This window comes from Candidatus Magnetominusculus xianensis, assembly GCA_001541255.1.
GTDB lineage: Bacteria > Nitrospirota > Thermodesulfovibrionia > Thermodesulfovibrionales > Magnetobacteriaceae > Magnetominusculus > Magnetominusculus xianensis.
This window is the reverse complement of the sequence record LNQR01000056.1, coordinates 41,996-64,877: the sequence shown is the minus strand read 5'-3', so window position 1 is coordinate 64,877 and position 22,882 is coordinate 41,996. Positions and strand designations below refer to the sequence as shown.

The window sequence follows — 22,882 nt, the reverse complement described above, 5'->3', positions numbered from 1 at the left end:
TGTATAACTTGACAGGAGAGAATGTCAAGCGTTTAGTCTGATTTATGTTGAGCGTCTGCATTTAGTGTGATGTGTCAGTGTTTTGAACTGTCTCTTATGAGCTTGTCGTCTTCCCAGACGAGCTGTTTTGTCTGCCCGTTTGGATAGCTCATCATGCCTGGGCCGTGTTTCTTATCGTTTCTGAATTTACCCGTATATGTGCTGCCGTCTTTGTCGGTTAATGTGCCGCCGCCTTCTTTCATGCCGTTTTTAAACTCCCCTGAGTACGTCTGACCGTCTGGTGTGTGCAGGGCGCCGAAACCGTCTGGCTTGTCGTCTTTGAACTGTCCTTCATATCTGTTGCCGTTAGGCCATGTATAGGCGCCTTTTACAAACTTCCCATCAGTTAATATCCCCTCATATCTGGAGTTGTCCGGCCATGTGAGGATCCCGGCTCCGGTCATCATGTTGTTCTTATATTCACCTTCGTATTTCCTGCCGTCGGGAAACAGATACGTACCATAGCCGTCTCTTTTGGAGTCCTTCATGCCGCCCGCATATTTGCCTCCATCAGGGTAGACATACACACCTTGTCCGTTTGTACAATCCCCGGATATGCAGTCAGACACGACCGTCCCAACGGCGCTGTGAAAAAACACTATGCTTAATATCAGTACAATTCCGATTCTTTGTGTCATTTTAGTTCCTTTTCTGTGACAACCTTGTTTTTCCCAGTCTTTTTTGCTAAGTACAGGGCATTATCTGCCCTTTCTGTCACAGTTTTCACCGTATCTCCCTTTTGAAACGTGCTTATTCCTACGCTGATAGTAAATGATAGTTTTTGGTCGCCAAACTTTTCACCCAACACATAACAGGATAGTTCGATTGCCCTGCATATTTCGGTTCCCTTTTTCACGGCGTTTTTCAGCGATGCATTAGGCAGTATCAATGTGAACTCCTCTCCGCCGTATCTGGCCAGAAAGTCCTCTTTTCTTATCAGCTCCTTGCACTGTCTTATCAATGCCACAAGGACGCTGTCGCCTATTTGATGACCATAGGAATCGTTGATTTTTTTAAAATTATCCACATCCATCATCAGTAATGCAAACGGGGCATTGGATATTACGCTCTTGTCAACGAGTTTCTCCAGGTAATTGTCCATGGCCAGGCGATTGTATGCCCCTGTCAATCCATCTGTCATTGAGGCGGTTTGAGCCTTTTCAAGGTCGCACTTGAGGGCATTTAGTTCTCTGGTCAGAATCTCTATTTGTCTCTGGCCGGAGGTCTGTTTTTCTCTTATAACTACCTGCATATGCTCTACTTCGCTTTTGATGCTGTCCTTGATTTTCTTTATATCGTCAAGGAGCGTGATGTTGCCTATGGCTATGCTTTTGTCATAGATTTTTTGATTAAACTCGATATTTTCTTCGTTGATAACAGAAAGGCCCTTTGTCAGGAGGTCTATGATACTTTTGAGTTCGTTTTCTCGTTCCTTAAAATAGCTCTTTTTGTTATTAATATAATTTATTATCGCATCTTTGCCGCTGTCGAATGCGGCTTCTATCCTGCTTATTTTATTGCTTAGCGAGAACTCTCCACTGAGGGTGTCCATCTGTTTTTTGAACTTGTCGGCGTCGAGTTCTTTAATATCGAAAGAAAAGTCCTTAATCAACACCAGCAGGGACTTGAGCGCTTGTTGAAACAGTTGTCTCTGTCCGGCACACTCGTCGAGCTTTTCTGTGAGTGATTCCTTATCGCTGTCGTCTTTTTTCGTAAAAAAAAATCCCAAGTTAACCCCCTGAATTAACAGCTCAATATCTGCTTTTTTTCCCAACTGTGCAGCCTATGACACTCCCGTCATAATCAAACATGATGGTGGCATTTTCGGGGCATACATCCGTGCCCCCATATACATTATACGTAAGAGGTACGGCGAGAATGCACTGTAGCACTTCACCTTTTTTGGTCAGCACAGTCTTTCCCTCCTTGCATTGGATATATCCCTTGCCCCCAGCTATGGGCAGCGTTTTGGCAGCATATCCCCCCGACACAGACAATGCCAATATTATAACTGAAACTACCGTCACAAGCAGCGCTTTCACAGTCATTGCTTACCCCTTTGTTGATATATTAGACAGCTATTATTATAACAACAACTGATGCTGTAGTAAATAGTTTTTCTGGCTAATCAGAACAATGCATTTATTTCTATGTCCAGAATTTTATATCGTGTTCCAGAATCGTCCTGATCCTGAGTTTAAAAAGAACCCTACTCGAAGATATCCTTAATATGAACTTGTAAGCCTTCTATGACTTTAGACGTAACTGTTCCATCTATGCCAGCCACTGAATGTAACTTATATTTGTTGTCTTCTATAATTAATATATCTATGGTTTGTAGTTCAGGTATAACAATCCAGTACTCAGGTACTCTGTACTTCTCATAAATTGCCTTCTTGACTTCAATATCCTTTTCATAACTACCAGAAGATACTATTTCGCATACCATATCGGGAACTCCTCTTATCCAGTCCTGAAAGATAGCCATATTCTCTTTCTTAATGAATATTATATCGGGTTGAAGACGATTAACCCCTTCCTCAAAGATTATATCCAATGGTGAATAATATACTTTTCCTAGTTTATTTGTTTTTACATAATGGTGAATTATGTAGTTTAAATTGCTACTAATATCCTGATGTTTCCCAAACGGACTCTGACCAATGACTTCCTCTCCATTGATGATTTCTGTTAAGTCAAAATCTCTGGTCTGCATAGATGATGTAGTATATCATTTGGGTTGAAGGTTTGTCGATGATGGTATTCATCTGACACAATACTTATTAGCTAAATATTTAGGTTTAGGGCCGTGATTCTCAAAGCATATGAGACACCACATGACCGTCGCAGGTATCATGCTTACGAATAGACCGTAGCCTTGTAACGCCGTAGAAATGAAACCAGTTCCTTTGTTGTGTCTATTTTACAAATTTTGGGAGTCATCAAGTAAATAGCTGAAATTTTATAGAAAACCTGCTGGTATTCTATTTCATTAATGTTACTTTTATGTAACATCAATTTATTTCTCATGACTTATTATGGTGAAATATATTTCACAAGATAAATTTCGCTTGACTTTTATTTTTCTCTTATGGTAACTTCCAATCGAAGGAAAGTTCGGAATTACCGAGGAGGATTAGGTGGATTACATAAGTCGTGTTGCGATTCTCAGAAAGTGGTCCCTTGCACGATTTTTGCAGTCAGTCAGTCAGTCAGTCAAAAGAGTGTAACTCATCCTTAGTAGAAAAGAAATATTTTTTTACATATCAGATAGTTTCTTTTTTTAAATACACATTGAGCTGTAACCATTTCGCTTGGGTATCTAATCATAATCTTTTTAAACATATAAGTGTGCGTTTTTTACATGAAAGCGCTCATACGGAGTGTGGAAGTGAATGGTCGCATTACTAATAAACACATAAGTATGTATATATATTTATTTTATAAACCTCTACCTTTGGGTAGGTTATCTGAAATAATTTAGACAGTATAGGGAAGGAGACCACCATGAAGAAAATTTATAAAGTGTTATGTGTTGTATTGATTGGAATTATGTTCACTGGCTGCGCAACATCTGGACAGAGCTTATTGAATCCAGAGACAAGTGTAACCGGCGGAGGTAGAGTGACATCCTCATCGGCAAATCAAATAATGAGTGAAGGTTTTGAGTTTTATGATGATGAAAAATTGTTCTCTTTATTAGACCCTGAGAACAAATCTAATCTTCAAGATAAATCTTTTTCAACCTTGACTGAACCCGACAAAGCTAAATTCATAAACCTCGCATTCTTTAATGCCAACAAATTTTATGAAGAAAAGCATCGTTCACAAATTCAAGATCAGCTAAAAATTGCATCGGATCAAAGATGTAACCTATATAATAGTTATCTGAAACGAATAAGCACGTATTATAATGCCTCTTTTGGTGTATTGTCCACGATATTTGGTGGAGTAGGGGCGATAGTAACCGGCAACGCATCGAGACTTCTATCAGGAATGGCAGGAATATCCAGCGGTGTCAAAGAGGAATTATCTCAATCATTATTTTCCTCGATTACTACATCGGTTATAGTTCCTGGTATCGAGAAAAAACGGGAAGAAATTTGGCAAGGTATCCTGAAGAAACGTAATGATAAATTGGATACTTATACAGTTCAGGGAGCAATTGCAGATGTAATTATATATCATGGCGCTTGTAAAATAGATACAGGGTTAGATTACGCTCAAAAAACCATCCAACTAAGCAAAGATGCTGGGCTTACACAGTTTCAGGAAACCATGAAAAAGCTTGGTTACGATGTTAAAGTGGCGCCATCTGATGCTACTGATAAAACTAAACCTAATACTGATAATGTGACTACAGACTTATCGGATAAAGGTAAGGCACCCGAAGGAGCTAAATCAGCTACTGATGCAGGTAAACGCTAAAATTGTAGAGGTGAAGGGGATAGGTCATTTTGCCTGTCCCCATGAATTATCTGAATATCAGGTATCTTAACATTGTTAAGGTATTTGTTAATTTATCTATGGAGGAGAAGAGATGGCTAATTTCTACACAGACGTTATTGTTAAGGATTCACGATTCGAGAGTGTTAATCGAGTTGGTGATTTAAATCTTTTAGAACCTATCACACGCGGGAAAGTACAAGCAATCATTTCTGATGCAAAAGCTCACGGAGTTGATCTGATGGTTTTTGAGACATACAGAAGTCAGGCACGCCAGGATGAACTATTTAAACAAGGCGCTACTAAACTTCGTATTGTTGGCGTGCATCATTATGGGCTTGCCTGTGACATCGTAAAAAGTATTGGTGGAGACCCCTCATGGAAAGGAGGTTTTTCCTTACTTGGACGCTTGGCTCACCAACACGGTCTTATATGGGGGGGAGATTGGGGTAACCCGACCATTCATCACAATTTTATAGATGCTGTACATGTGCAAAGGTGTTCCATAATACGTCAGGCTTCCCTTTTTAGAGGAGAATGGTATCCTGACAATGCTTATGAACCTTACAATAATGGGTAAAATTGCACATGAAAGGTAAATTCTTCATTAGTGGGATTTATTTCTCGATTTAGAGGACTATACGTTAAAGTTGATATTATATAGCTTGGGTGGACATGGTGGTGTAACGGCATTCAGGATGCTTGCTGCGGCAGCATTGCTTGATGGCAAACACTCCCTGTCTATCCCGTATCTGAGGGGAGATATGATTGATAAAAAGTTGGAAAAGACGAGTATCTTTCAATTTATTAAATACATGAAAGAGACAGTCATTGCTATAAGAATTGTCTTCTTGTGTGAAAGAGGGGTTGCATGGGAATTGTTAGGCAGATTATTCAAACAGTTGGATACAATCGTTGTTATTGGATTCATAGGTCAACATAAGAATATTATTTTTCATTACAAAAAATCACTATGTGTTCATAGAGTGGAGGATGTTTGATGGTACTGGATAAAAGAATCCCTTTCTACGAAGAGTTACATGAGGATGATATACAATGGATTCTTAACAATGGAATAGAAAGGATGTTTGCAACCGGAGTTGTAATTATTCAAAAAGGAGAACTTATTGATTGTATTTATGTCATCATAGATGGTTTTGTTGGATTATATGTTGAATCAGACAGGCAAATATCGACTTTAGGGCCAGGCGAACTGTTAGGAGAACGTTCATATTTAGAAGGGGAACCTTTTTCATTTTCAGCAATAGCAGAGAATGAAGTACATATAATCATCCTACCAAGAGACAGTCTGAATTCAAAACTCAGTTCAAAATCTGATTTTGCAAATAGATTTTATAAAACAATTGCAATTTCAATATCACATAGATTGAGAGATTCGGTAGGACATCTAACTCACTTGCTTCAGCATGGGAAAGTTAAAGAATATAACAATGCTTGGAATACTATTTCAGAAAATATTTCTGATTTAAAAGAAATATTATCAAACGTTAATAAGGAGTTATTAAATAATGATATAACGCAAGATAAAAAGGAATACTTGTGCTCATATTTTGATAATTTTCACGTTTTATTAAACACAGTTATTGGAGAAGATTCACATCTTAACGTTCATATTAAAGAAACAATAGGATTTAATTGTCAAAAGGAACTTTTTCCTTACATTTTATTAACAAATACTTTAGAGAGAATGTATGTTAAGCCGCTGGGATATGCCGGTGATTATTTGACAATAAAAGAAATGTATGATAATAAACCATCAGGTAAAACTCCACTAGGTACTATGCTGGATAATTGTGTTTTAAATTGGCCTGCTGCACATGCTGTTAGAAATAGGAGAATAATACTCGTTGAAGAAATTAAATCATTGATAGAATCATCAAATGGAAATGAAGTAAATATTGCGAGCATAGCATGTGGACCTGCTGAGGAAATATTTGATGCTTATAAAAACATTGATAACTCTAATATACTTAAAACTACATTGTAGGATTATAGCCGAGACAATAGACGAACTCAAAATAAGAGAACGAGCAATCGGCATAGCACCTGTAGGTTGTGCGGTGTTTGCTTACGACTACTTTAATTTCGATTTAATAGAATGCGCTCACGGACGACCACCAGCAGTAGCCACTGCGTTAAAAAGGATACATCCAAATTCTATAGTCTTTTCTTATCAAGGCGATGGTGATCTAGCGGCTATTGGTACAGCAGAGATAATTCATGCTGCAAACAGAGGAGAAAATCTGTCGATATTTTTTATCAATAACGCCACTTATGGAATGACCGGCGGGCAAATGGCACCAACGACACTTCTGAACCAGCAGACTACTACCAGTCCAAGAGGAAAAAAAGCCACTGTAGAAGGATATCCATTAAAAGTTGCCGAACTAATTTCAAGCATTGATGGTGCTGTATTCGTAGCACGCACATCTTTGGACACTGTGAAAAATTTAATGGAAACAAAGAAACTGGTAAAAAAGGTGTTTGAAAATCAAATAAACTGCAGAGGTTTTAGTTTTTTGGAGATTTTGTCTCCATGTCCAACAGATTGGCATATCGAACCGGAAGACTCTCTTAAATGGATTCAGACGGATATGATTAAGGTTTATAAAACTGGTATCCTTAAGAGTTAAAGGGTAGGGTATACCCCGCTGGCAGTCATCACCGGGTCAGCCTCAACCCTTCTTGAAAGAAACATGGCCTTAGATTCGGGACAGAAGCATGAACTGCTTCTATCCATATACGAGGAGGCTGAACATCTTAATCAGATCATCAGAAATATGCTCAATAAAGGAGGTACTTTATCGCGCTGGATGTTGATGATGTATATTGCAAGGTGATTGGGGAGAGGTTAAGTGATTTGGTTTGAGGGGGGATGCCTTCATAATGTTTTGTAGACAAAGATAAATATCATCCATATATGTTATAGTCAAGGTATATCTCAGGAGAAGGGGAGTGTGGATGCCACATTATCACGACATAACCTTAAAAAGTATCCTTAAAGACGTACCGAAGAGATTTATGAAGTTACTGACGGGATTTGAGACTGTAAATCAAATAGATGTGCAGTTTCCTGAGATTAAATACAGGCAACCTGACCTAGTATTAGAACTTCCTGATAACTCGATTTTTCATGTAGAATTACAATCCGATAACGACAACAACATGGATTGCAGGGAACTAGACTACTGCTGCATGATATATTGTAAGTTAAGAAAAAACATCCGACAGGTGGTTTTATATGTGGGTAACAGTAAAATGAACATGAGAAATGAAGTTAAGCTGCAAGATTTAGTTTTTTCATTTAAAACTATCGATGTTCGAGAGATGGACTGCAACTACTTAATGGAGAGTAATGACCCTGGAGATGTTGTGTTATCAATATTATGCAAGATGGAAGATGCCGACATTTCCATTAAGGGAATACTTACGAGGTTGGTAGAATTACCAGAAAGCTATAGAGAGGGGTATATCCTGAAATTGTTAAATCTCTCCAGGCTTAGGAATTTAACGACAACAGTAAAAAGGGAGGTAGAGAAGATGCCAGTGACAATTGATATCACCAAAGATGAGTTGTATTTGAACGGGGAACAGAGGGGGAAACTTGAAGGATTAAACGAAGGGATAGAAGGGATGCTTGAAATAAAATACGGACCTATTGGACTTGAGCTGATGAACATTGTGAGGAGAATTGATGCAGTAGAAAGGCTTGAGGAGTTTAAGGAGTTGATTAAAAAAGCAGTTTCGATAGATGATTTAAAGGGGTTTTTGGCAGGGAATTGATCGTTTGCCTGGGCAAGATAGGTTTTTGCAAAATATTTTAAGAAAATTAAGGGACTGTTGGGGTCTGTTACTTAAACCCGCTAAGGCAACGATACTATGGGTTTTGTATCTCCATTAAATTCCCCTTGTCAATGTTATATATCGGATAGACATGGAAATTCTTTACTCGCGGCGCAACTGCTGTAAAGGAGCGGTTTTGCCAGAAGTACACCGCTGGGGCGTCTTTTAGGATTTGTTCCTCTGCTGTTTTATAAAGCGCCTCTCTTTCTGTCCCGTTTGTTGTCACTCTGGCTGTTTCGATTAATTTATCAACTTCGGCATTTTTATATCTTGTCCTGTTGCCGCCTGCCCCGAAGTTGGACGAGTGATAGAGCGGGTAGAGGAAATTCTCACCATCGGGGTAATCGGCCAGCCAGCCTAGCCAGAACATGTCCGTATCGCCTTTGTTTATCGCCGCTTTATAGGCACTCCACTCAAGGGTCCTTATCTCTGCCTCTATTCCTGCATCTTTTAAATAGGATACTATTATCTCGGCCATATCGACGGCGTCCTGGGCTGCTGTAACATAAAACTGTAATTTTGTTGGCGGGCCTGATTGGAGGGATTCCTTCAGGAGTTCCTTTGCCTTTTCCCTGTCAAACGGGTAGCTGTCTGCCAGTGTATACTTTTTTAGGGCATCAGGGATAGGGGATACGGCATAGCTGCCCCTGTTTTGAAAGTAAGTAGCAAGGATTTTGCGCCTGTCTATTGCGTGGGCAATTGCCCTGCGCAGAAGCGGATTAGAAAGCGGCGGCCTTGATGTGTTAAACCCAAGATAATAGACATTCAGCGATGGGCCGCTGTGAAGCATTGCCTTGTATTTTGTATCCTTTGTAAACATGGAAAAAGATGCCGCTGTAATGTCAAGTACATCGACATTGCCAAGCATGAATTCAGTTACGGCAGTAAGGTCTTCGGGGATTACCTTATAGTAAATGCCTTGTATTTTTGCAGGGCGGTCGAAGTATGCGTCGTTTTTTCTCAGGACAAGTTCCCTGTCCGGCTCCCATGAGCTGACAATGAACGGGCCTGTGCCTATGATGTTTTTGGCGGGTTCACCGCGCGTGCGGGCTGGGATGATATATGCCGCAGGCATTGAGAGCATCTTTAAAAACGGCTCAAACGGTTCCTTAAGGGTTATCTCAATAGTGTAGTTGTCGGGGGTGTTTATGGCATGAAGGGCAGGTGTTTTACCCTTTAGGAATTCCTCTGCGCCGTCTAATTTTTTCAGCGCCCATGCGTTGGGGGAATTTGTTTCTGGAGAGAGTATGCGTGTGAAGGAGAATGCGGCGTCGGCTGCCGTTAACGGCTTACCGTTATGAAACCGGACATCGCGCCTTAATTGAAACGTGTATTTCAGGGCATCAGGACTAATCTGCCAACTCACGGCAACATCGGGAACTACATTCATGTCGGCATCGAGGCGGATTAAGCCGTTATATATCTTCGCCGCTATTGCCCCGCCCTGAACGTCTACGATGAACGCCGGATCAAGGGTTGTGGGGTTTGCAGCTAACCTGATGCAGACATAGCCCTCTGGTGCACCGCTTTTGGTATTACAAGAGCATATCACCGCGGTGATGAATACCCAGATGAGGATAATGTGCTGGTTATAACTCAGCGCTGCCGTTAATCTCTTCCTCATCTATTGTCCTGAAAATTTCAAATAATGATAAAAATATAACCACTACAAGCGGGCCGAGTATCAGGCCAATAAGTCCAAAATATCCAAGCCCTCCGACTACGGTGAAAAATATCAGTAAAAACGAGATGTTCGTTCGTCCGCTTACAATGATGGGTCTTAAGACATTGTCTATCATGCTTATGCCAAAGAGACCGACAAACAGTAGTATCCCTCCTTTGATATATGACCCGCTCAGAAATAGATATATATCAACCCCTCCCCATATAATCACCGCCCCAAAGGGGATAAAGGACATCAGATAAGTTGCCGCACCAAGCAGAAGCGGCGCGCGTACACCGAGGAAATAAAACACAAGACCAGCAGCGATTCCCTGAGACAGCGCTACGGCCACACCTCCATAAATTGCTGATACCACCATGTCCTTAGTCTGGCTTACAAGCCTGTCCTTTTGAACATCGGTAAAGGGCAGATAGTCCCGCACCTTTTTCACAAAGGCTGGCCCGTCAAGGAAGAAAAAATAAAGCGTCATTACCATTATTGAAAAATCAGAGAAGACCCCGAGGAGATTTTTAAAGCCGATTGTCAGGCGCGGCATAATGCCCTGTGCAACCGACGATATGCTGTCCATGATCTTTTTCTTGACTTCCTCTGTCCCTATGTACTCATATATGTGCAGCCGCTCATCAAGCCACTTCAGCGGTGCAAAAGAGGCGAGGTCTCCAGTGAATTGCTGATCAAATACCCCTTTTTCTAAGTGTTCAACAAGGCTGTACAGTTCCCATCCCATCATTACTATTATGTAAGTGAAAGGCCCGATAATGATAAACACAATGATCAAGACCGTTAGAAGTGATGCAGCACTTTTCCATGCCACATACCTGCCTATAAACTGGTAAACCGGATAAAACACAATCCCTAACACTACAGCCCACGCAATCGGGGTAAGAAAGGGTCTGATGACGTTGTACATGAGATACCCAAACAGCAGCAACAGCAGCAGCAGGGTTATCACATAGAACTTGTTATTTGTGATCGATTTATTTTCCATATTTCCATGCCTCATCGTTAAGCCCTCCTATTATACCAGCAGTCTCTTCAAAAGTCATAAATATATCGATAAGTAAGATAAAAAGTACAAACACGAGCGGCCCGAGTACAATGCCGATAAAGCCAAAGAAGTTAATCCCGCCGATAATCGTAAAAAATACAATTAGTATTGGGACATTAGTGCGTCCTTTGACAATAACCGGTCTCAGGATATTATCTATTGTGCTGATAACTGTTGCCCCCAAAATAAGCAGTATAACGGCCTCCTTGTACGAGCCGGTTAAGAACAACACGGCATCTACCGTTGCCCATACCGACACTGCGCCCATCAGCGGGACAAAGGACATCAGGCCGGTCAACGCCCCAAGCAGCACCGGTGACCAGAGGTCAAGGAGATAGAATATAACCCCGGAGACCATCCCCTGAGCCAGTCCAACCGCCAGTCCGCCATAAATTGCCGTAACCACCATGTCCTTTATGTCCTTTACCAGGCGGTCTTTTTGCCCTTCGGAAAATGGGAGCATAATCCTGATTTTTTCAACGAACGCCGGGCCGTCCACAAGGATAAAAAACAGCGTAAACATCATCAGCGCGAATGTCGACGCCATATCTATGATGTTTTTCACGCCATAGGTCAGCTTAGGTATAATGTTTTTACCGATTTCGGAGATGTTTTCAGTAATCAGCGCCCTGTAATCGACGGCTATGCCCATGTTTCGCATCTGCCCTGTCAGCCAGTTCACTGGCCGGTTAATAGCCCGGTTAATTACAGGGTACTGGGAGAAGTCTAACAGTTGGGTGAACTCGGTGTATTGAATCAGGTGCGTAACCTCATTTGCCAGTTGTCTTGAGATATAAAAAGACGGCATTATGATTATAAACAGGATAACAAGGGTGGTTAGCGCTGCTGCCGCGCTCTTCCATTTAGTGTATTTGCTGATAAAGGCAAACAGGGGATAAAACACAATGCCAAGCACCACGGCCCACGCAATAGCCGGAAGAAAAGGCTCCATCACGTTATAGCTGAGAAACCCAAACAGACTAATGAGCGCTAAAATGGACGTGTATCTATAGAATTTCCCAGTTGTCATTGTCTCCTCTTCATCTGCTCGTTTATCTAACGCTGGCGTTGCCTTTTAGATGGGAACAGGTTATAATAGCATAAGAGGTAGTAATAGATGTCAATATTACAGGCGGTTATAGAGGCAAATTTAGATAACATTCGAGGCAGCTTGCCTGAGAAAAGGCAGGATGATGACCCCTACGCGTTTTTGATTTTCGCGATGATGTCCCTGCTTGGCATAACGATCAATGAAGCGATTTTTTCTGCCACCGATGGAAGCGGCGATGGCGGGATTGATGCAATATACATTGATGAAACTGGAGATAACATAATTATCAACATTTTCCAGTCCAAGTATCGAACTAATCTGGCAAAAGGAATTGGTAAAAATGAAATCGATTTAACCATTGCAAAGGTCGAAGAGATTTTTCAGGGCCATAAAGTTGATAATCAGTCTGAGATAATGAAAACAAGGATTGAAGAAATCAGAGATATAATTAAAGATAAGGGCAGGCTAAAACCGCCAGAGAAACGTATTTATTTTGTGGTAAATACTCATAAACCAGAAGAATCAGAAAAAGAACGCGCAAAGATGCTTGAGGCTAAAGGCAACTATCATGTTTCCTTTCACGACGGTAATGACATATTACAGGCGATAGACAATTCAAAGCAACGAGTCCATACTATCAATATCATAACCTACAAAGATATTCTTTACCTCGGTACCGATAAGAAACTTGGAGATGTCAGAGGAATGGTCGCTACCATATCGGCAGAGGAACTTGTACATATATACGAATCAGCAGGGCATGATAAGGTTCTAAGCAGAAATATAAGATATTATCTGGGTAATAACAAAATTAACAGAGAGATTAAGGAGACAGCTTCTTCTCCTAAGGATTCTAAGTATTTCTGGTTTTTAAATAACGGTGTTACAATTTCATGTGATCAGTTCTCATTTACCGATGACGCACTTGGCAATAAAATAATTGAGGTTACTAATCCAAAAATAATTAATGGCGCTCAAACAACAAAATCACTATATGATTTATATGCTGAGAGAAAAACATTTCCCAATAAACAACTTCAGGATATACATCTGTTGTTACGGCTTTACGAGACACGCAACGAAGCGTTAATTGATAAGATAACCGTAGGCACTAATACTCAGAATCCAATATTTGAACGTGATTTAAAGGCAAATGCCCCTGTTCAGAAACTAGTGAAAGATTATTTTCTTGAAAAAGGTTTCCACTATGAAACACATCGAAACGAGTACATGGATAAGAAGATCGATAAGGCTAAGATTGCAAATAACGAGCGTGTTTTTCAGGCGTATATCTCTTTATATAAAGAGATGCCCCACGAGGCAAAATCATGTAAAAGCAAGATATTCGAAAAATATTTTGATGATGTATTTGTTATCGATGACAAAGAACTCCCTAATCAGCTCTTAATCAGTTTTAAGCTGCTATCCTTTCTTGAGCACAAGGCAAAAGAGAGCCGTGAACAATGGAATAACGGAGACATATTCTTGCAGCACGCGGACTTGGCGCTTGTATATATTGCCGGTAAAGTTTATCCAGAGATTAAAGACAACGGTGAAATATTGCAGAATAATAAATTATTAAATGATATTTATTCTATAGAGGTATCGATTTTACGGGAGATAATCCAGTGTGAGAACAAAGTTGACGATGATTACTCACATAATAACTTTTTTAAATCCCGCACGTTTAGAAATCTTATCGAAAGGATGTCAAAAGAGTTTCTGACCGCTGCCGCCTATGAAATCCTCACCGGAAAGCAAGGCACTGATATTAATGTTATTACAGAAAACATTGTTCAATCTATTCGTAACTACTACCGTAAACGTTACAAATACTTCTACGGCGTCTGATGTCATGAAAATAGCTAAAGCAGATTCTTTATATACTCTTCTACGGCATTTAAGTCTGACCATACCTTAAGGGGGTCTTTTGTTACCTTAAATACGGAGTCCGGGTCCTTCAGTCCGGCGCCTGTCAGGGTGCATACTATGGTGCTGCCGTTGGCAAAGTACCCGGCGGCATTGAGTTTAATCACGCCGGCTACTGAGGCCGCCGAGGCCGGTTCACAAAATATGCCCTCAGTTTTGGCCATCATAGAGTAGGCCGCAAGTATCTCATCGTCCGTTACCGAGTCTATCACGCCGCCAGACTGGGTTTTTGCCTCTACGGCAAGGCACCAGCTTGCCGGATTGCCTATTCTTATGGCTGTAGCTATTGTATCAGGTTTTTCTACTGGCCTGCCGAGGACTATTGGGGCGGCACCGGCTGCCTGAAATCCAATCATTTTAGGTAGTGCATCAATCTTTCCCGCTGTCTTATATTCATTGTAGCCCTTCCAGTATGCCGTGATATTTCCTGCATTTCCAACCGGAAGGGAATGATAATCCGGGGCAGCGCCCAACTGGTCACAGACCTCAAAGGCTGCCGTCTTTTGGCCTTCTAATCTGAATGGATTTATTGAGTTTACAAGGGTGATTGGATAGCGCTCCACAATTTTTCTCACTATTGAGAGTGCCTCATCGAAATTACCCTCTATTTGCAGTACCGATGCTCCGTGTATGATGGCCTGGGCGAGTTTACCAAGTGCAATTTTACCTTCTGGGATGATGACTACAGACTTGATTCCCGCCCTTGCTGCATAGGCCGCAGCCGAGGCTGAGGTGTTTCCGGTAGAAGCACATATCACAGCCCGCGCCCCCGCCTCCACAGCCTTTGATATGGCCATTGTCATCCCTCTGTCTTTGAATGAACCCGTTGGGTTTAGCCCGTCGAATTTAAAATATATCTGACCGTTAAATCCGAGTTTCTTACACAGATTTCTTGCCGCTATTAACGGTGTATTGCCTTCGTTAAGCGTTATAACGGGAGTAACTTCCGTAACCGGTAAGAAATCCCTGTAGTGGGTTATTATTCCCTTCCATGCTTTATCTTGGGCTTTATCTTGGGCATTATCTCGGGCATTACATCGGTACTCTTCCCTTGCCATTTATCCTCCAGCGGTGCGCCGCTTATATCTCTACTGTCTGAGTTTATTGAATTATATCGCCTTCGACCAGCTCTACATCGACACCTGTCTCTTTAAGGGCCTCTATGCTCAGGTTCAAGTTGTCCTCTTGTCCGTCGAGTTCTAAGATCATCTCGCCAACGCTCTCTGTTACCCGCGCCCTTCGTATGTTCGGTATAATATCATATTTTCTGGCAACCGTGTATATCACAGGCTCTTTTATTAAGTCCTGCGGGAAGGTCAGCCTTATGCGTTTTTTCATATATAACCTCCATTAGGACATTATATGCGTCCACCGGCTATTGCCGGTACTATCGACACAATGTCACCATCCTTCACCGGCGTCAACTCTCCTTGTAAAAACCTGATGTCCTCTTCGTTGATGTAGATATTTACAAAACGCCTGACCTTCCCGCCGTCAGTTATCCTCTCGGAAATACCGGCGTAACGAGCGTCAAGGTCTTTTATCATATCTATAACTGTCCCGGCAGATGCCTCCACCTCTTCTTTGCCCTCCGTAAGTTTCTGTAACGGGGTTGGTATTCTCACTTTTACAGCCATATATCCTCCTTAATATCTACTTTATGTTTGATAAAACCTCTTCAAAAGATTCCATGTTCGGTGGTATGTAGTGCGCCTTCAGCATTTGACCGTTAAGGGCCTCCTGTGTTTTCAGCCCATTGCCTGTTACGCAGATAACGGTGGTGTCATTTTTCCCTATGCAGCCATTTTCTATGAGTTTCTTTGTGACTGCTACTGTAACGCCTCCGGCAGTCTCAGCAAATATCCCCTCTGTCCTTGCAAGGAGTTTTATGCCGTCAATGATCTCCTGGTCTGTGACTTCCTCGCCGCAGCCGCCTGTTTCCTGAACTACCTTGACGGCATAATAACCGTCGGCGGGATTGCCGATTGCGAGGGATTTTGCTATCGTATTAGGCTTCATCGGCCTTATAACGTCGGTGTGGCTTTTCAGCGCCGCTGCGATTGGGTTACACCCCTGCGCCTGGGCTGCAAAGACCTTTGTCTCTAGTTTCTTTATTACGCCAATCTCGTGGAACTCCTTAAAACTCTTCCATACCTTTGTCAGCAGAGACCCGCTGGCGCACGGCACGACTACGTTGTCAGGGGCGTTCCAGCCCAACTGCTCAACAATCTCAAAGCCAAGGGTCTTTGACCCCTCGGCGTAGAATGGCCGAATGTTTATGTTTACAAATGCCCACTTGTACTTATTGGCTATCTCGCTGCACAGACGGTTAACGTCGTCATAGTTACCGTCAACGGCAATAAGGTTTGGCTCATAGATGAGGGCTGCGGTTATTTTGCTGGCTTCAAGGGTTGCAGGTATAAAAATAAATCTCTTAAGTCCGGCCTTAGCGCCGTGTGCAGAGACGGAGTGTGCCAGATTACCAGTCGAGGCGCAGGCAACCGTGTCAAATCCGAATTCCTTTGCCTTTGTCAGGGCAACAGCCACTACTCTGTCCTTGAATGAAAGTGTAGGATGCACAACCGTGTCGTCCTTTACGTAGAGTGTTTTCACTCCCAGTTCCCGTGCAAGGTTTTTTGTCTCGACCAATGGGGTAAACCCTGAGTTAAGCCCTACCTGAGGCTCGCCGTCTATAGGGAGAAGTTCTTTGTAGCGCCAGAGATTTTTTTCACGCTGAAGGATTTTCTTTCGATTAAGAGATTTTTTTATTTTTTTATAATCATAAACGGCCTCAAGCGGGCCAAAGCAAAACTCACATACATAAATCGGGTCAACCTTATACTCCCGGCCACACTCCCGGCACTTCAAACCCTCAACAAAACCCATACCTGAAATCCTCCTGTAGTTCTTATTCTAAGTGATACCTCATCACTGCTGACAACCAGCCCTTAAATGCTATCTCCGAATCGGCATCACATGACAACATAACAAAATTTAGGAAGATAAAACAATAGCCGCCGCATAGTCTTTTACCCGATGAGACCGCCTTATTGTCAAAAATTTCAGTCCGTGACGCCGTTTATATGTCTTAGGGCAATATATTGCTTGATAATTACGTATAATTAAGTGTATCTTATTACGTCTAACTATTATGAAAAAAGCGCAGCAAGGCAAAAAATATCTGTCAGTGGTGTTTGTCACATCAGCCCTGATACTGTTGTCGTTCCTTTCTACAACTCAGGGACAGGAACAGATTCAGCCGCCGCCAAACGTACCACCGCAAGGGTTTCAGTTACCGCCGCCACCGCGCCAGCCATTGCCGCCCGGTATTGTGGATAATATATCGATACTGTTCCCGGTACCGCCCTCAACACCCCCTATGATGCCGCCACCGGCAAAGGTCACTACCTCAAACACCGGCCAGAGTACGCCGCCACCGCCAGATAATAAGACTACAAATCAGACGTCGGCTCAACCACCCCCTCCTCTTGTCTCAGCCCCGCTGCCTCAGGTGGTTCAGCAGTCAGGCCCGAATAACATTGGCCTCTCCTTCGACGACGCCGACATATTTGAGATAGCCCATACGGTTTTTGGTGAAATCCTCAAGGTGAACTATCTTATCGACGCGCGCGTTAAGGGCAGGATTACCTTTAAAACCGTAAGGCCGGTCTCTAACTCTGATGTACTGCCCATTATGTCAACTATTTTCAGACTCAACGGGGTAAGCATCATGGAGGAGAACGGCCTCTACAGACTTGTCCCCCTTGCCGATATTAGCAAAGAACCGGTAGGGGTCAAGTATGGAAAGGACGCACAGGGGATGCAGGTCAAAGGTTTTTCAATGGTTCAGATAATCCCTCTGAATTTTATGAACTCCAAGGATATGCTGGAAATCCTTACGCCTTTTCTAAGCACAGGGGCGATTATTAAAGAAGTGCCCGGTAAGAACTGCCTGATAATCTCGGACACAGATGAAAACATTCAAAGGCTCCTGAAGATTGTAAATATCTTTGACGACGATGCGTTTAAAGATGTAAAGGTTGAACTGTTCGTATTCAAAAATCTCAGCATCAAAGACGTCATCGATGACCTCAAGGGCACATTCCCGCTGTTTACTGCCACTACGAAAGATAGCTTGAAAATGAAATATCTGCCAATCGAGAAATTAAACGCTATCCTGGTAGTAGCCCCGGACGAACAGTTTCTCAAACATTTCAAAAAATGGGTGGACATCATAGATAACGTATTTGAAGGCGCGAAGCCGAGAATCTATGTGTATCCACTGCAAAACAGTCAGGCCGAACATATTATGTCTATACTTTCACAGATATTTACCGATTCAGGGGCATCCAAGTCCTCACAGGATAAGTCGCTGACCACGGCAACTACTTCGACATCTGATAAGTCCTCCTCCTCAAAATCAACACTGACATCAACGCTGACCTCTCCGACATCGACAACGAAGACTGACAGCACAAAGGACACGAAAAAATCGACCACTGCAAGCGCAATAAACGCAGCGAATTCTATCCTTGTTTCCTCAGAGACGAAGATTTATTACGACGAGAAACTCAACTCACTTATTATTCTGGCCCTGCCGAAGGATTATCTATATATTGAGGAGCTGATAAAAAAGCTCGACTCTGTTCCCAGGCAGGTGTTAATAGAGGCCCTTATTATTGAGGTGAACCTTACCGATTCTCTGAAGTATGGAGTCCAGTGGTTTTTGGCTAACAACATAACTGTAAATAATCACAAATACACCGGTGCGGCGATGGTAGAAGAGGGCAGCAAAATAGGACTTACCGCTCCGTTGTTTTCGAAGACAACGGGATTGACATATGCCGTATTCAATGGTGCAGGGTTATTATCGGCAATGATTCAGACCCTTGCGACTGAAACCGACATCAGTGTCTTGTCAAACCCCACCATCCTGGTATCAGACAATAACGAGGCAAAAATACAGGTGGGCGACAAAGTTCCAATAGTAACATCACAATCAAATGTGACAGGAACTACAAGCATACAGAACCAGTATCAATATCAGGATACCGGCGTAATCCTGAAGGTAAAGCCGCAAATAAATGACAGCGGTCTTGTAAAGCTTGATGTAACGCAGGAGGTCTCAGACGTAAAAGATACAGTGACAACGCCGGGCGTTGACTCCCCCACTATTAACGTAAGAAGCGTAACCACAAACCTTGTTGTACAGGATGGGGCAAGCATAGCAATCGGAGGGTTGATACAGGATAAAATCACTAACACTCAGCAGGGAATCCCGCTCCTGAGCAAGATTCCATTAATAGGCGGGCTGTTCGGCTATAAGGAAAAGTCACACAACAGAACAGAACTAATGATAATAATTACCCCTCATGTGGTAAAAAACCTTGCCGATGCTGCCATGATGACAGAGGACTTCAAAGAGAAACTCATCGGTTTGAAAAAAATGCTGTCAAAAGATAAGAATGATTTAATTCCAGATAAAAAGGCCCAGAAGGGAAGCTCCGGGGGGCCACCTGCTGATGAACCCGGTAAGAAATAACGGCGGTATCTTCTGAAGTGGACGCCTACGCCACAATGTGTCATAATATCTCACATATCAAAATATTATTGGTAGCTTTACCTACAGTTTCTTTATAAGCATCGGTTACTTTGTATCAGAAACAAAAAGTAGAGTATCATTTAACAGACGTTTTTTAAGATTTTCATCTTCTCCATAACATTGTCCTATACATAAAAAATGTAATAGTACATAATTTGAGATTGGTATATACAAGAAAGCTATATTAATGGTTCTGTTCATATTTCTATTGCCTCACTATTATATTATATAATATCGCATAATCAATGGTATATAAAAAAGTAAAACTGTTAGCCCCAACACAAGCTGAGGTTAACGGTTTCATCTGACACGATAGACTATCGCTCTCTATTTCTTCTTTGCATTTTCATCCCTCCACTTTTTTATCTTCTCTCTCATCTCCTTTTGTATTTTCATGCCTTCCTCTATCGTCTGGCAGGTTTTCATCATGATTTGGTTGCCTTCCACAGTTGGCTTTCCCACAAAAGTTATCGAGAGAACCTTTAGTCTCGACAGAGGCTTTGTGAAAATCTACGATATTAGTAGGACATAGAAAATATTTGTAGAATTTGAACAAAATTATTGCTATACTTACGGTTGTGAAATTACAGGAAGCGCACAGTAAGCGAACGGTCATTTCAGCGCTCAGAGATAAGGTTATCGAAGGCGGGAGGATTAACAAAGACGAGGCATCAGGGCTTACTGCCGCCCACGGCACTGCATTGTTTGAGCTTCTCGCCGCGGCTAACTCCATTCGAGACCACTTCAGGGGCGATACCATAGACCTTTGTTCAATATTAAACGCCAGAGCAGGTGGCTGCTCTGAGGACTGTGCCTTTTGCGCCCAGTCATCAATCAGTGCTGCCCCAATCGGCAGATACCCCTTAAAACCTCCGGCTATTGTAAAAAAGGCGGCTATTGAGGCCGGTAATCACAAATCAAAACGCTTCTGCGTTGTCACAGGCGGCCGCGCCGTCTCTGACAAAGACGTCGGTAAGCTTGCCGCTATGGTCTCAGCCATCAAAGAAGCCGGACTTTTGCCCTGTGCCACTCTGGGCTTTATCGAAGGCGAACAGCTTGACGCCCTCATTGACGCGGGTCTTAACCGCTATCATCACAATCTTGAGACATCGCCCGCTTTTTTCCCCGAGATTTGTACCACTCATTCATTTAATGATAAACTACGCACTATCGAGACGGTAAAGGCCGCTGGGTGTTCGCTTTGCAGCGGGGGGATATTTGGCATGGGTGAGCAGTGGGCGGACAGGCTTGATATGGCATTCTTACTCAGGGATTTGGAGGTGGACTCAGTGCCTGTTAATTTTCTTACGCCGATTGAGGGTACGAAAATGGGAGGTAAACCCACGCTTGACCCCCTTGAAGCGCTGAAAATTATTGCCATTTACAGGTTCATTCTTCCCGATAAAGAAATACGAATATGCGGCGGCAGGCTTCAAACCCTCGGCCAGTTGAATTCACTTATATTTATGGCCGGTGCCGATGGCCTTCTCATCGGTAATTATCTTACCACAATGGGACGGGCAGAGGCAGACGACCTCAACTTAATAGACACACTGGGGCTGAGATATTCATGACAACACAATACAGCATTCGCATGAGGGCATCTTGCGGCGGGCGGCACATATCCGGGGCCGAGGGTATCTATAACGAAGGACTAATCGGCGACAATACAATCGCCCTTATTCACAGGGCGCTTAATCACTCGCGCGGTAAGCCCGACAGCATTACTGTGACAATCGAAAAAATCGATTGCGTTGTGATGAAAATATCAACACTGCCAATTACTACATGCAGGATTTCAGACGAAATGGCCGCTCGCGGCGCCGTCCACGCGCTATTAACCTGTGCGGGTATCAGCGCTGAAGCAGTCTCTGCTGCCCTGAATATAATCGAAGGCGCTTCGCAGCTTGGCGGTGCAGCCCTTGTTGAGTCCACTACTGGAGAAAGGCTCGATCTCGAATCCCCAGGCGGCATCAGGGTAAGCCGCTTTGGAATAGAAGACAAGGCCATTGCAGAGTTTATTGCCGCAGACGCCGGGCTCGTGCGGCAGACGCGCGTGCTTGAGGCCGTTGTTCTTGCCTCTAAGACCGCCTCATGTGAGGGCGTATCAGCAGAGCTCTGTATCTCTGACAATCCAGACTATACGACGGGATACGTGAGCAGCCGCGAGATGGGCTACATAAGAATCCCACATATTAAAAGGGAAGGGGACGCTAAAGGCGGGCGCGTATTATTTATTGAAAGGGGGGCAGATATTAACGCCCTGACAGACTATCTACGGCATACGCCGGTGATGATTGATAAGTTCGGCGGTATTAATGGTATAAAGGAGTTACATGAGCTTACCGGTACTGATAATAGTTAATCCAAAAGCGGGGACGTTTAAACCAGAAAGGCTCCAGACAGCCGTAGACACGTTTAAAGAGGGTGGATTCAGTGTCGATGTATACTTTACGAAAAAAACCGGTGATGCAGAATCCAGAACAAGACAGGCGGTAAAAGAGGCATACTCTATGATAGTCTCAGCCGGTGGTGACGGCACTATTAACGAGGTGGCTAACGCGGCGGCATATTCACAGACGCGGGTTGGGGTGCTGCCTTTTGGTACTTCTAGTGTGCTGTGTAATGACCTTGGGCTAAAGGGCGGCATCAGGGACGCTGTCAGGAGGCTGATTAACGGCACAACGCATGATGTTGCACTTGGCAGGATAAAGATGCAGGGGCAGATAAGATATTTTATTGAAATGGCCGGTGCCGGGCTTGACGCGGCGGCAGTCTACGGCCTTAACAGACGGCTGAAGGCATACGCCGGTATTGGCGCTTATATACTGAGTGGTGTAAACTGCATAGTTAACGAAAAATTCGATAAAATGAACATGTCAATAGATAGTGGTGTTATTGCCTGTAATACGGTTATAATAAGCAATGGTGCGTGTTATGGGGGCAACCTTCTCATGGCCCCAAGGGCTGACATTAGAAGGCCCAGCCTCTATGCCACGATATTTCGTTATTCGGACAGATTAGAGCTGCTTACGGCAGTGGCTGATGTATTTCTTGGCAGACACGCCTCTGGTAAATCTAAATATGTGGAGCAAGTTGAGTTTAGTAAAATGATAGTAGACACCGGTTCATTTCATGTCCATGTCGATGGGGATTACCTTGGCAGGACGCCTCTGGAAGTGGATATTGTTGAGAAGGCACTGAGGCTTGTTTACTGAG

General features: G+C 42.9%; 23 protein-coding genes. 12 read left to right on the top strand and 11 right to left on the bottom strand.

Annotated elements, in window-relative coordinates; genetic code table 11:
• Nucleotides 1-74: 74 nt before the first annotated feature.
• The 4 genes from ASN18_RS07555 to ASN18_RS07540 form a co-directional block, all read right to left on the bottom strand.
• Nucleotides 75-677, bottom strand: coding sequence for an MORN repeat-containing protein (locus ASN18_RS07555; RefSeq protein WP_085052133.1), 603 nt, complete (start codon nucleotides 675-677; stop codon nucleotides 75-77).
• Nucleotides 674-1,813, bottom strand: coding sequence for a GGDEF domain-containing protein (locus ASN18_RS07550; RefSeq protein ID WP_085052132.1), 1,140 nt, complete (start codon nucleotides 1,811-1,813; stop codon nucleotides 674-676). Before ASN18_RS07550 ends, ASN18_RS07555 begins: the two co-directional genes overlap by 4 nt.
• A complete protein-coding gene (locus ASN18_RS07545; RefSeq protein WP_085052131.1) occupies nucleotides 1,791-2,087 on the bottom strand; it encodes a hypothetical protein in 297 nt (98 codons plus the stop codon). The genes ASN18_RS07550 and ASN18_RS07545 overlap by 23 nt, the downstream gene beginning before the upstream one ends.
• A 161-nt stretch (nucleotides 2,088-2,248) precedes the next feature.
• Nucleotides 2,249-2,755, bottom strand: a complete 507-nt coding sequence (locus tag ASN18_RS07540; protein WP_085052130.1) for a Uma2 family endonuclease — start codon at nucleotides 2,753-2,755, stop codon at nucleotides 2,249-2,251.
• A gap of 791 nt (nucleotides 2,756-3,546) precedes the next feature.
• Here ASN18_RS07540 and ASN18_RS07535 point away from each other — a divergent pair.
• From ASN18_RS07535 to ASN18_RS07510, 7 genes are all read left to right on the top strand, one after another.
• On the top strand, nucleotides 3,547-4,467 hold the full coding sequence (locus tag ASN18_RS07535; RefSeq protein ID WP_085052129.1) for a hypothetical protein: 921 nt from the start codon (nucleotides 3,547-3,549) through the stop codon (nucleotides 4,465-4,467).
• A 112-nt stretch (nucleotides 4,468-4,579) separates the two neighbouring features.
• The gene (locus ASN18_RS07530; protein WP_085052128.1) at nucleotides 4,580-5,065 is read left to right on the top strand and encodes a M15 family metallopeptidase; all 486 of its coding nucleotides are present in this window, start codon (nucleotides 4,580-4,582) and stop codon (nucleotides 5,063-5,065) included.
• 70 nt (nucleotides 5,066-5,135) lie between these two features.
• The gene (locus ASN18_RS07525) at nucleotides 5,136-5,486 is read left to right on the top strand and encodes a hypothetical protein (RefSeq protein WP_157072879.1); all 351 of its coding nucleotides are present in this window, start codon (nucleotides 5,136-5,138) and stop codon (nucleotides 5,484-5,486) included.
• Nucleotides 5,486-6,493 (top strand): cyclic nucleotide-binding domain-containing protein, encoded by a 1,008-nt coding sequence (locus ASN18_RS07520; RefSeq protein ID WP_085052126.1) that lies wholly within the window; start codon nucleotides 5,486-5,488, stop codon nucleotides 6,491-6,493. Before ASN18_RS07525 ends, ASN18_RS07520 begins: the two co-directional genes overlap by 1 nt.
• Nucleotides 6,444-7,139: a thiamine pyrophosphate-dependent enzyme gene (locus ASN18_RS07515; protein ID WP_085052125.1), complete on the top strand. Its 696-nt coding sequence runs from the start codon at nucleotides 6,444-6,446 to the stop codon at nucleotides 7,137-7,139. The genes ASN18_RS07520 and ASN18_RS07515 overlap by 50 nt, the downstream gene beginning before the upstream one ends.
• Nucleotides 7,140-7,157: 18 nt before the next feature.
• Nucleotides 7,158-7,346 (top strand): hypothetical protein, encoded by a 189-nt coding sequence (locus ASN18_RS17935; protein ID WP_353740366.1) that lies wholly within the window; start codon nucleotides 7,158-7,160, stop codon nucleotides 7,344-7,346.
• A 181-nt stretch (nucleotides 7,347-7,527) separates the two neighbouring features.
• Nucleotides 7,528-8,289: an RpnC/YadD family protein gene (locus tag ASN18_RS07510; protein WP_157072878.1), complete on the top strand. Its 762-nt coding sequence runs from the start codon at nucleotides 7,528-7,530 to the stop codon at nucleotides 8,287-8,289.
• Nucleotides 8,290-8,383: 94 nt separating this feature from the next.
• On the opposite strand, the gene ASN18_RS07505 is transcribed toward ASN18_RS07510, so the two are convergent.
• From ASN18_RS07505 to ASN18_RS07495, 3 genes are read right to left on the bottom strand one after another with little or no spacing between them, the layout of a single operon-like run.
• On the bottom strand, nucleotides 8,384-9,973 hold the full coding sequence (locus ASN18_RS07505; RefSeq protein WP_085052123.1) for an ABC transporter substrate-binding protein: 1,590 nt from the start codon (nucleotides 9,971-9,973) through the stop codon (nucleotides 8,384-8,386).
• Nucleotides 9,939-11,021, bottom strand: coding sequence for an AI-2E family transporter (locus tag ASN18_RS07500; protein ID WP_236861593.1), 1,083 nt, complete (start codon nucleotides 11,019-11,021; stop codon nucleotides 9,939-9,941). The genes ASN18_RS07505 and ASN18_RS07500 overlap by 35 nt, the downstream gene beginning before the upstream one ends.
• Nucleotides 11,011-12,111, bottom strand: a complete 1,101-nt coding sequence (locus tag ASN18_RS07495) for an AI-2E family transporter (RefSeq protein ID WP_085052121.1) — start codon at nucleotides 12,109-12,111, stop codon at nucleotides 11,011-11,013. Before ASN18_RS07495 ends, ASN18_RS07500 begins: the two co-directional genes overlap by 11 nt.
• 87 nt (nucleotides 12,112-12,198) lie before the next feature.
• Here ASN18_RS07495 and ASN18_RS07490 point away from each other — a divergent pair, with 87 nt between their 5' ends.
• Nucleotides 12,199-13,983: an AIPR family protein gene (locus ASN18_RS07490; protein ID WP_085052120.1), complete on the top strand. Its 1,785-nt coding sequence runs from the start codon at nucleotides 12,199-12,201 to the stop codon at nucleotides 13,981-13,983.
• A 14-nt stretch (nucleotides 13,984-13,997) separates the two neighbouring features.
• Here ASN18_RS07490 and thrC read toward each other — a convergent pair whose 3' ends face one another.
• Genes thrC through ASN18_RS07470 form a run of 4 tightly spaced genes read right to left on the bottom strand, consistent with a single transcriptional unit; the run spans nucleotide 13,998 to nucleotide 16,947 of the window.
• Nucleotides 13,998-15,119 carry a threonine synthase gene (gene thrC, locus ASN18_RS07485; RefSeq protein ID WP_085052119.1) on the bottom strand — a complete coding sequence of 374 codons (1,122 nt, stop codon included), beginning with the start codon at nucleotides 15,117-15,119 and terminating at the stop codon, nucleotides 13,998-14,000.
• Nucleotides 15,120-15,162: 43 nt separating this feature from the next.
• The gene (locus ASN18_RS07480; protein WP_085052118.1) at nucleotides 15,163-15,399 is read right to left on the bottom strand and encodes an NIL domain-containing protein; all 237 of its coding nucleotides are present in this window, start codon (nucleotides 15,397-15,399) and stop codon (nucleotides 15,163-15,165) included.
• Between the two features lie 20 nt (nucleotides 15,400-15,419).
• Nucleotides 15,420-15,698: a MoaD/ThiS family protein gene (locus tag ASN18_RS07475; protein ID WP_085052117.1), complete on the bottom strand. Its 279-nt coding sequence runs from the start codon at nucleotides 15,696-15,698 to the stop codon at nucleotides 15,420-15,422.
• 16 nt (nucleotides 15,699-15,714) lie between these two features.
• Entirely contained in the window at nucleotides 15,715-16,947 is a 1,233-nt protein-coding gene (locus ASN18_RS07470) for a threonine synthase (RefSeq protein WP_085052116.1), read from the bottom strand.
• Between the two features lie 265 nt (nucleotides 16,948-17,212).
• Here ASN18_RS07470 and gspD point away from each other — a divergent pair, with 265 nt between their 5' ends.
• The 4 genes from gspD (at nucleotide 17,213) to ASN18_RS07450 (ending at nucleotide 22,881) form a co-directional block, all read left to right on the top strand.
• Complete coding sequence (gspD, locus tag ASN18_RS07465) at nucleotides 17,213-19,603, top strand: type II secretion system secretin GspD (protein WP_085052115.1); 2,391 nt, start codon at nucleotides 17,213-17,215, stop codon at nucleotides 19,601-19,603.
• Nucleotides 19,604-20,211: 608 nt separating this feature from the next.
• Nucleotides 20,212-21,237 (top strand): biotin synthase BioB, encoded by a 1,026-nt coding sequence (gene bioB / locus ASN18_RS07460; RefSeq protein WP_085052114.1) that lies wholly within the window; start codon nucleotides 20,212-20,214, stop codon nucleotides 21,235-21,237.
• Nucleotides 21,234-22,028 (top strand): 6-carboxyhexanoate--CoA ligase, encoded by a 795-nt coding sequence (locus tag ASN18_RS07455; RefSeq protein WP_085052113.1) that lies wholly within the window; start codon nucleotides 21,234-21,236, stop codon nucleotides 22,026-22,028. Before bioB ends, ASN18_RS07455 begins: the two co-directional genes overlap by 4 nt.
• Complete coding sequence (locus tag ASN18_RS07450) at nucleotides 22,000-22,881, top strand: diacylglycerol/lipid kinase family protein (protein WP_085052112.1); 882 nt, start codon at nucleotides 22,000-22,002, stop codon at nucleotides 22,879-22,881. Before ASN18_RS07455 ends, ASN18_RS07450 begins: the two co-directional genes overlap by 29 nt.
• Nucleotide 22,882: the final 1 nt, after the last annotated feature.

Coding starts and splice junctions, on each gene's coding strand:
- ASN18_RS07455 (WP_085052113.1), top strand. CDS start 21,234: ATGACAACACAATACAGCATTCGCATGAGGGCATCTTGCGGCGGGCGG.
- ASN18_RS07515 (WP_085052125.1), top strand. CDS start 6,444: ATGCTTATAAAAACATTGATAACTCTAATATACTTAAAACTACATTGT.
- gspD (WP_085052115.1), top strand. CDS start 17,213: ATGAAAAAAGCGCAGCAAGGCAAAAAATATCTGTCAGTGGTGTTTGTC.
- ASN18_RS07500 (WP_236861593.1), bottom strand. CDS start 11,021: ATGGAAAATAAATCGATCACAAATAACAAGTTCTATGTGATAACCCTG.
- thrC (WP_085052119.1), bottom strand. CDS start 15,119: ATGGCAAGGGAAGAGTACCGATGTAATGCCCGAGATAATGCCCAAGAT.
- ASN18_RS07475 (WP_085052117.1), bottom strand. CDS start 15,698: ATGGCTGTAAAAGTGAGAATACCAACCCCGTTACAGAAACTTACGGAG.
- ASN18_RS07495 (WP_085052121.1), bottom strand. CDS start 12,111: ATGACAACTGGGAAATTCTATAGATACACGTCCATTTTAGCGCTCATT.
- ASN18_RS07505 (WP_085052123.1), bottom strand. CDS start 9,973: ATGAGGAAGAGATTAACGGCAGCGCTGAGTTATAACCAGCACATTATC.
- ASN18_RS07530 (WP_085052128.1), top strand. CDS start 4,580: ATGGCTAATTTCTACACAGACGTTATTGTTAAGGATTCACGATTCGAG.
- ASN18_RS07470 (WP_085052116.1), bottom strand. CDS start 16,947: ATGGGTTTTGTTGAGGGTTTGAAGTGCCGGGAGTGTGGCCGGGAGTAT.
- ASN18_RS07480 (WP_085052118.1), bottom strand. CDS start 15,399: ATGAAAAAACGCATAAGGCTGACCTTCCCGCAGGACTTAATAAAAGAG.
- ASN18_RS07540 (WP_085052130.1), bottom strand. CDS start 2,755: ATGCAGACCAGAGATTTTGACTTAACAGAAATCATCAATGGAGAGGAA.
- ASN18_RS07535 (WP_085052129.1), top strand. CDS start 3,547: ATGAAGAAAATTTATAAAGTGTTATGTGTTGTATTGATTGGAATTATG.
- ASN18_RS07490 (WP_085052120.1), top strand. CDS start 12,199: ATGTCAATATTACAGGCGGTTATAGAGGCAAATTTAGATAACATTCGA.
- ASN18_RS07450 (WP_085052112.1), top strand. CDS start 22,000: ATGAGCTTACCGGTACTGATAATAGTTAATCCAAAAGCGGGGACGTTT.
- ASN18_RS07555 (WP_085052133.1), bottom strand. CDS start 677: ATGACACAAAGAATCGGAATTGTACTGATATTAAGCATAGTGTTTTTT.
- ASN18_RS07545 (WP_085052131.1), bottom strand. CDS start 2,087: ATGACTGTGAAAGCGCTGCTTGTGACGGTAGTTTCAGTTATAATATTG.
- ASN18_RS07520 (WP_085052126.1), top strand. CDS start 5,486: ATGGTACTGGATAAAAGAATCCCTTTCTACGAAGAGTTACATGAGGAT.
- ASN18_RS07510 (WP_157072878.1), top strand. CDS start 7,528: ATGAAGTTACTGACGGGATTTGAGACTGTAAATCAAATAGATGTGCAG.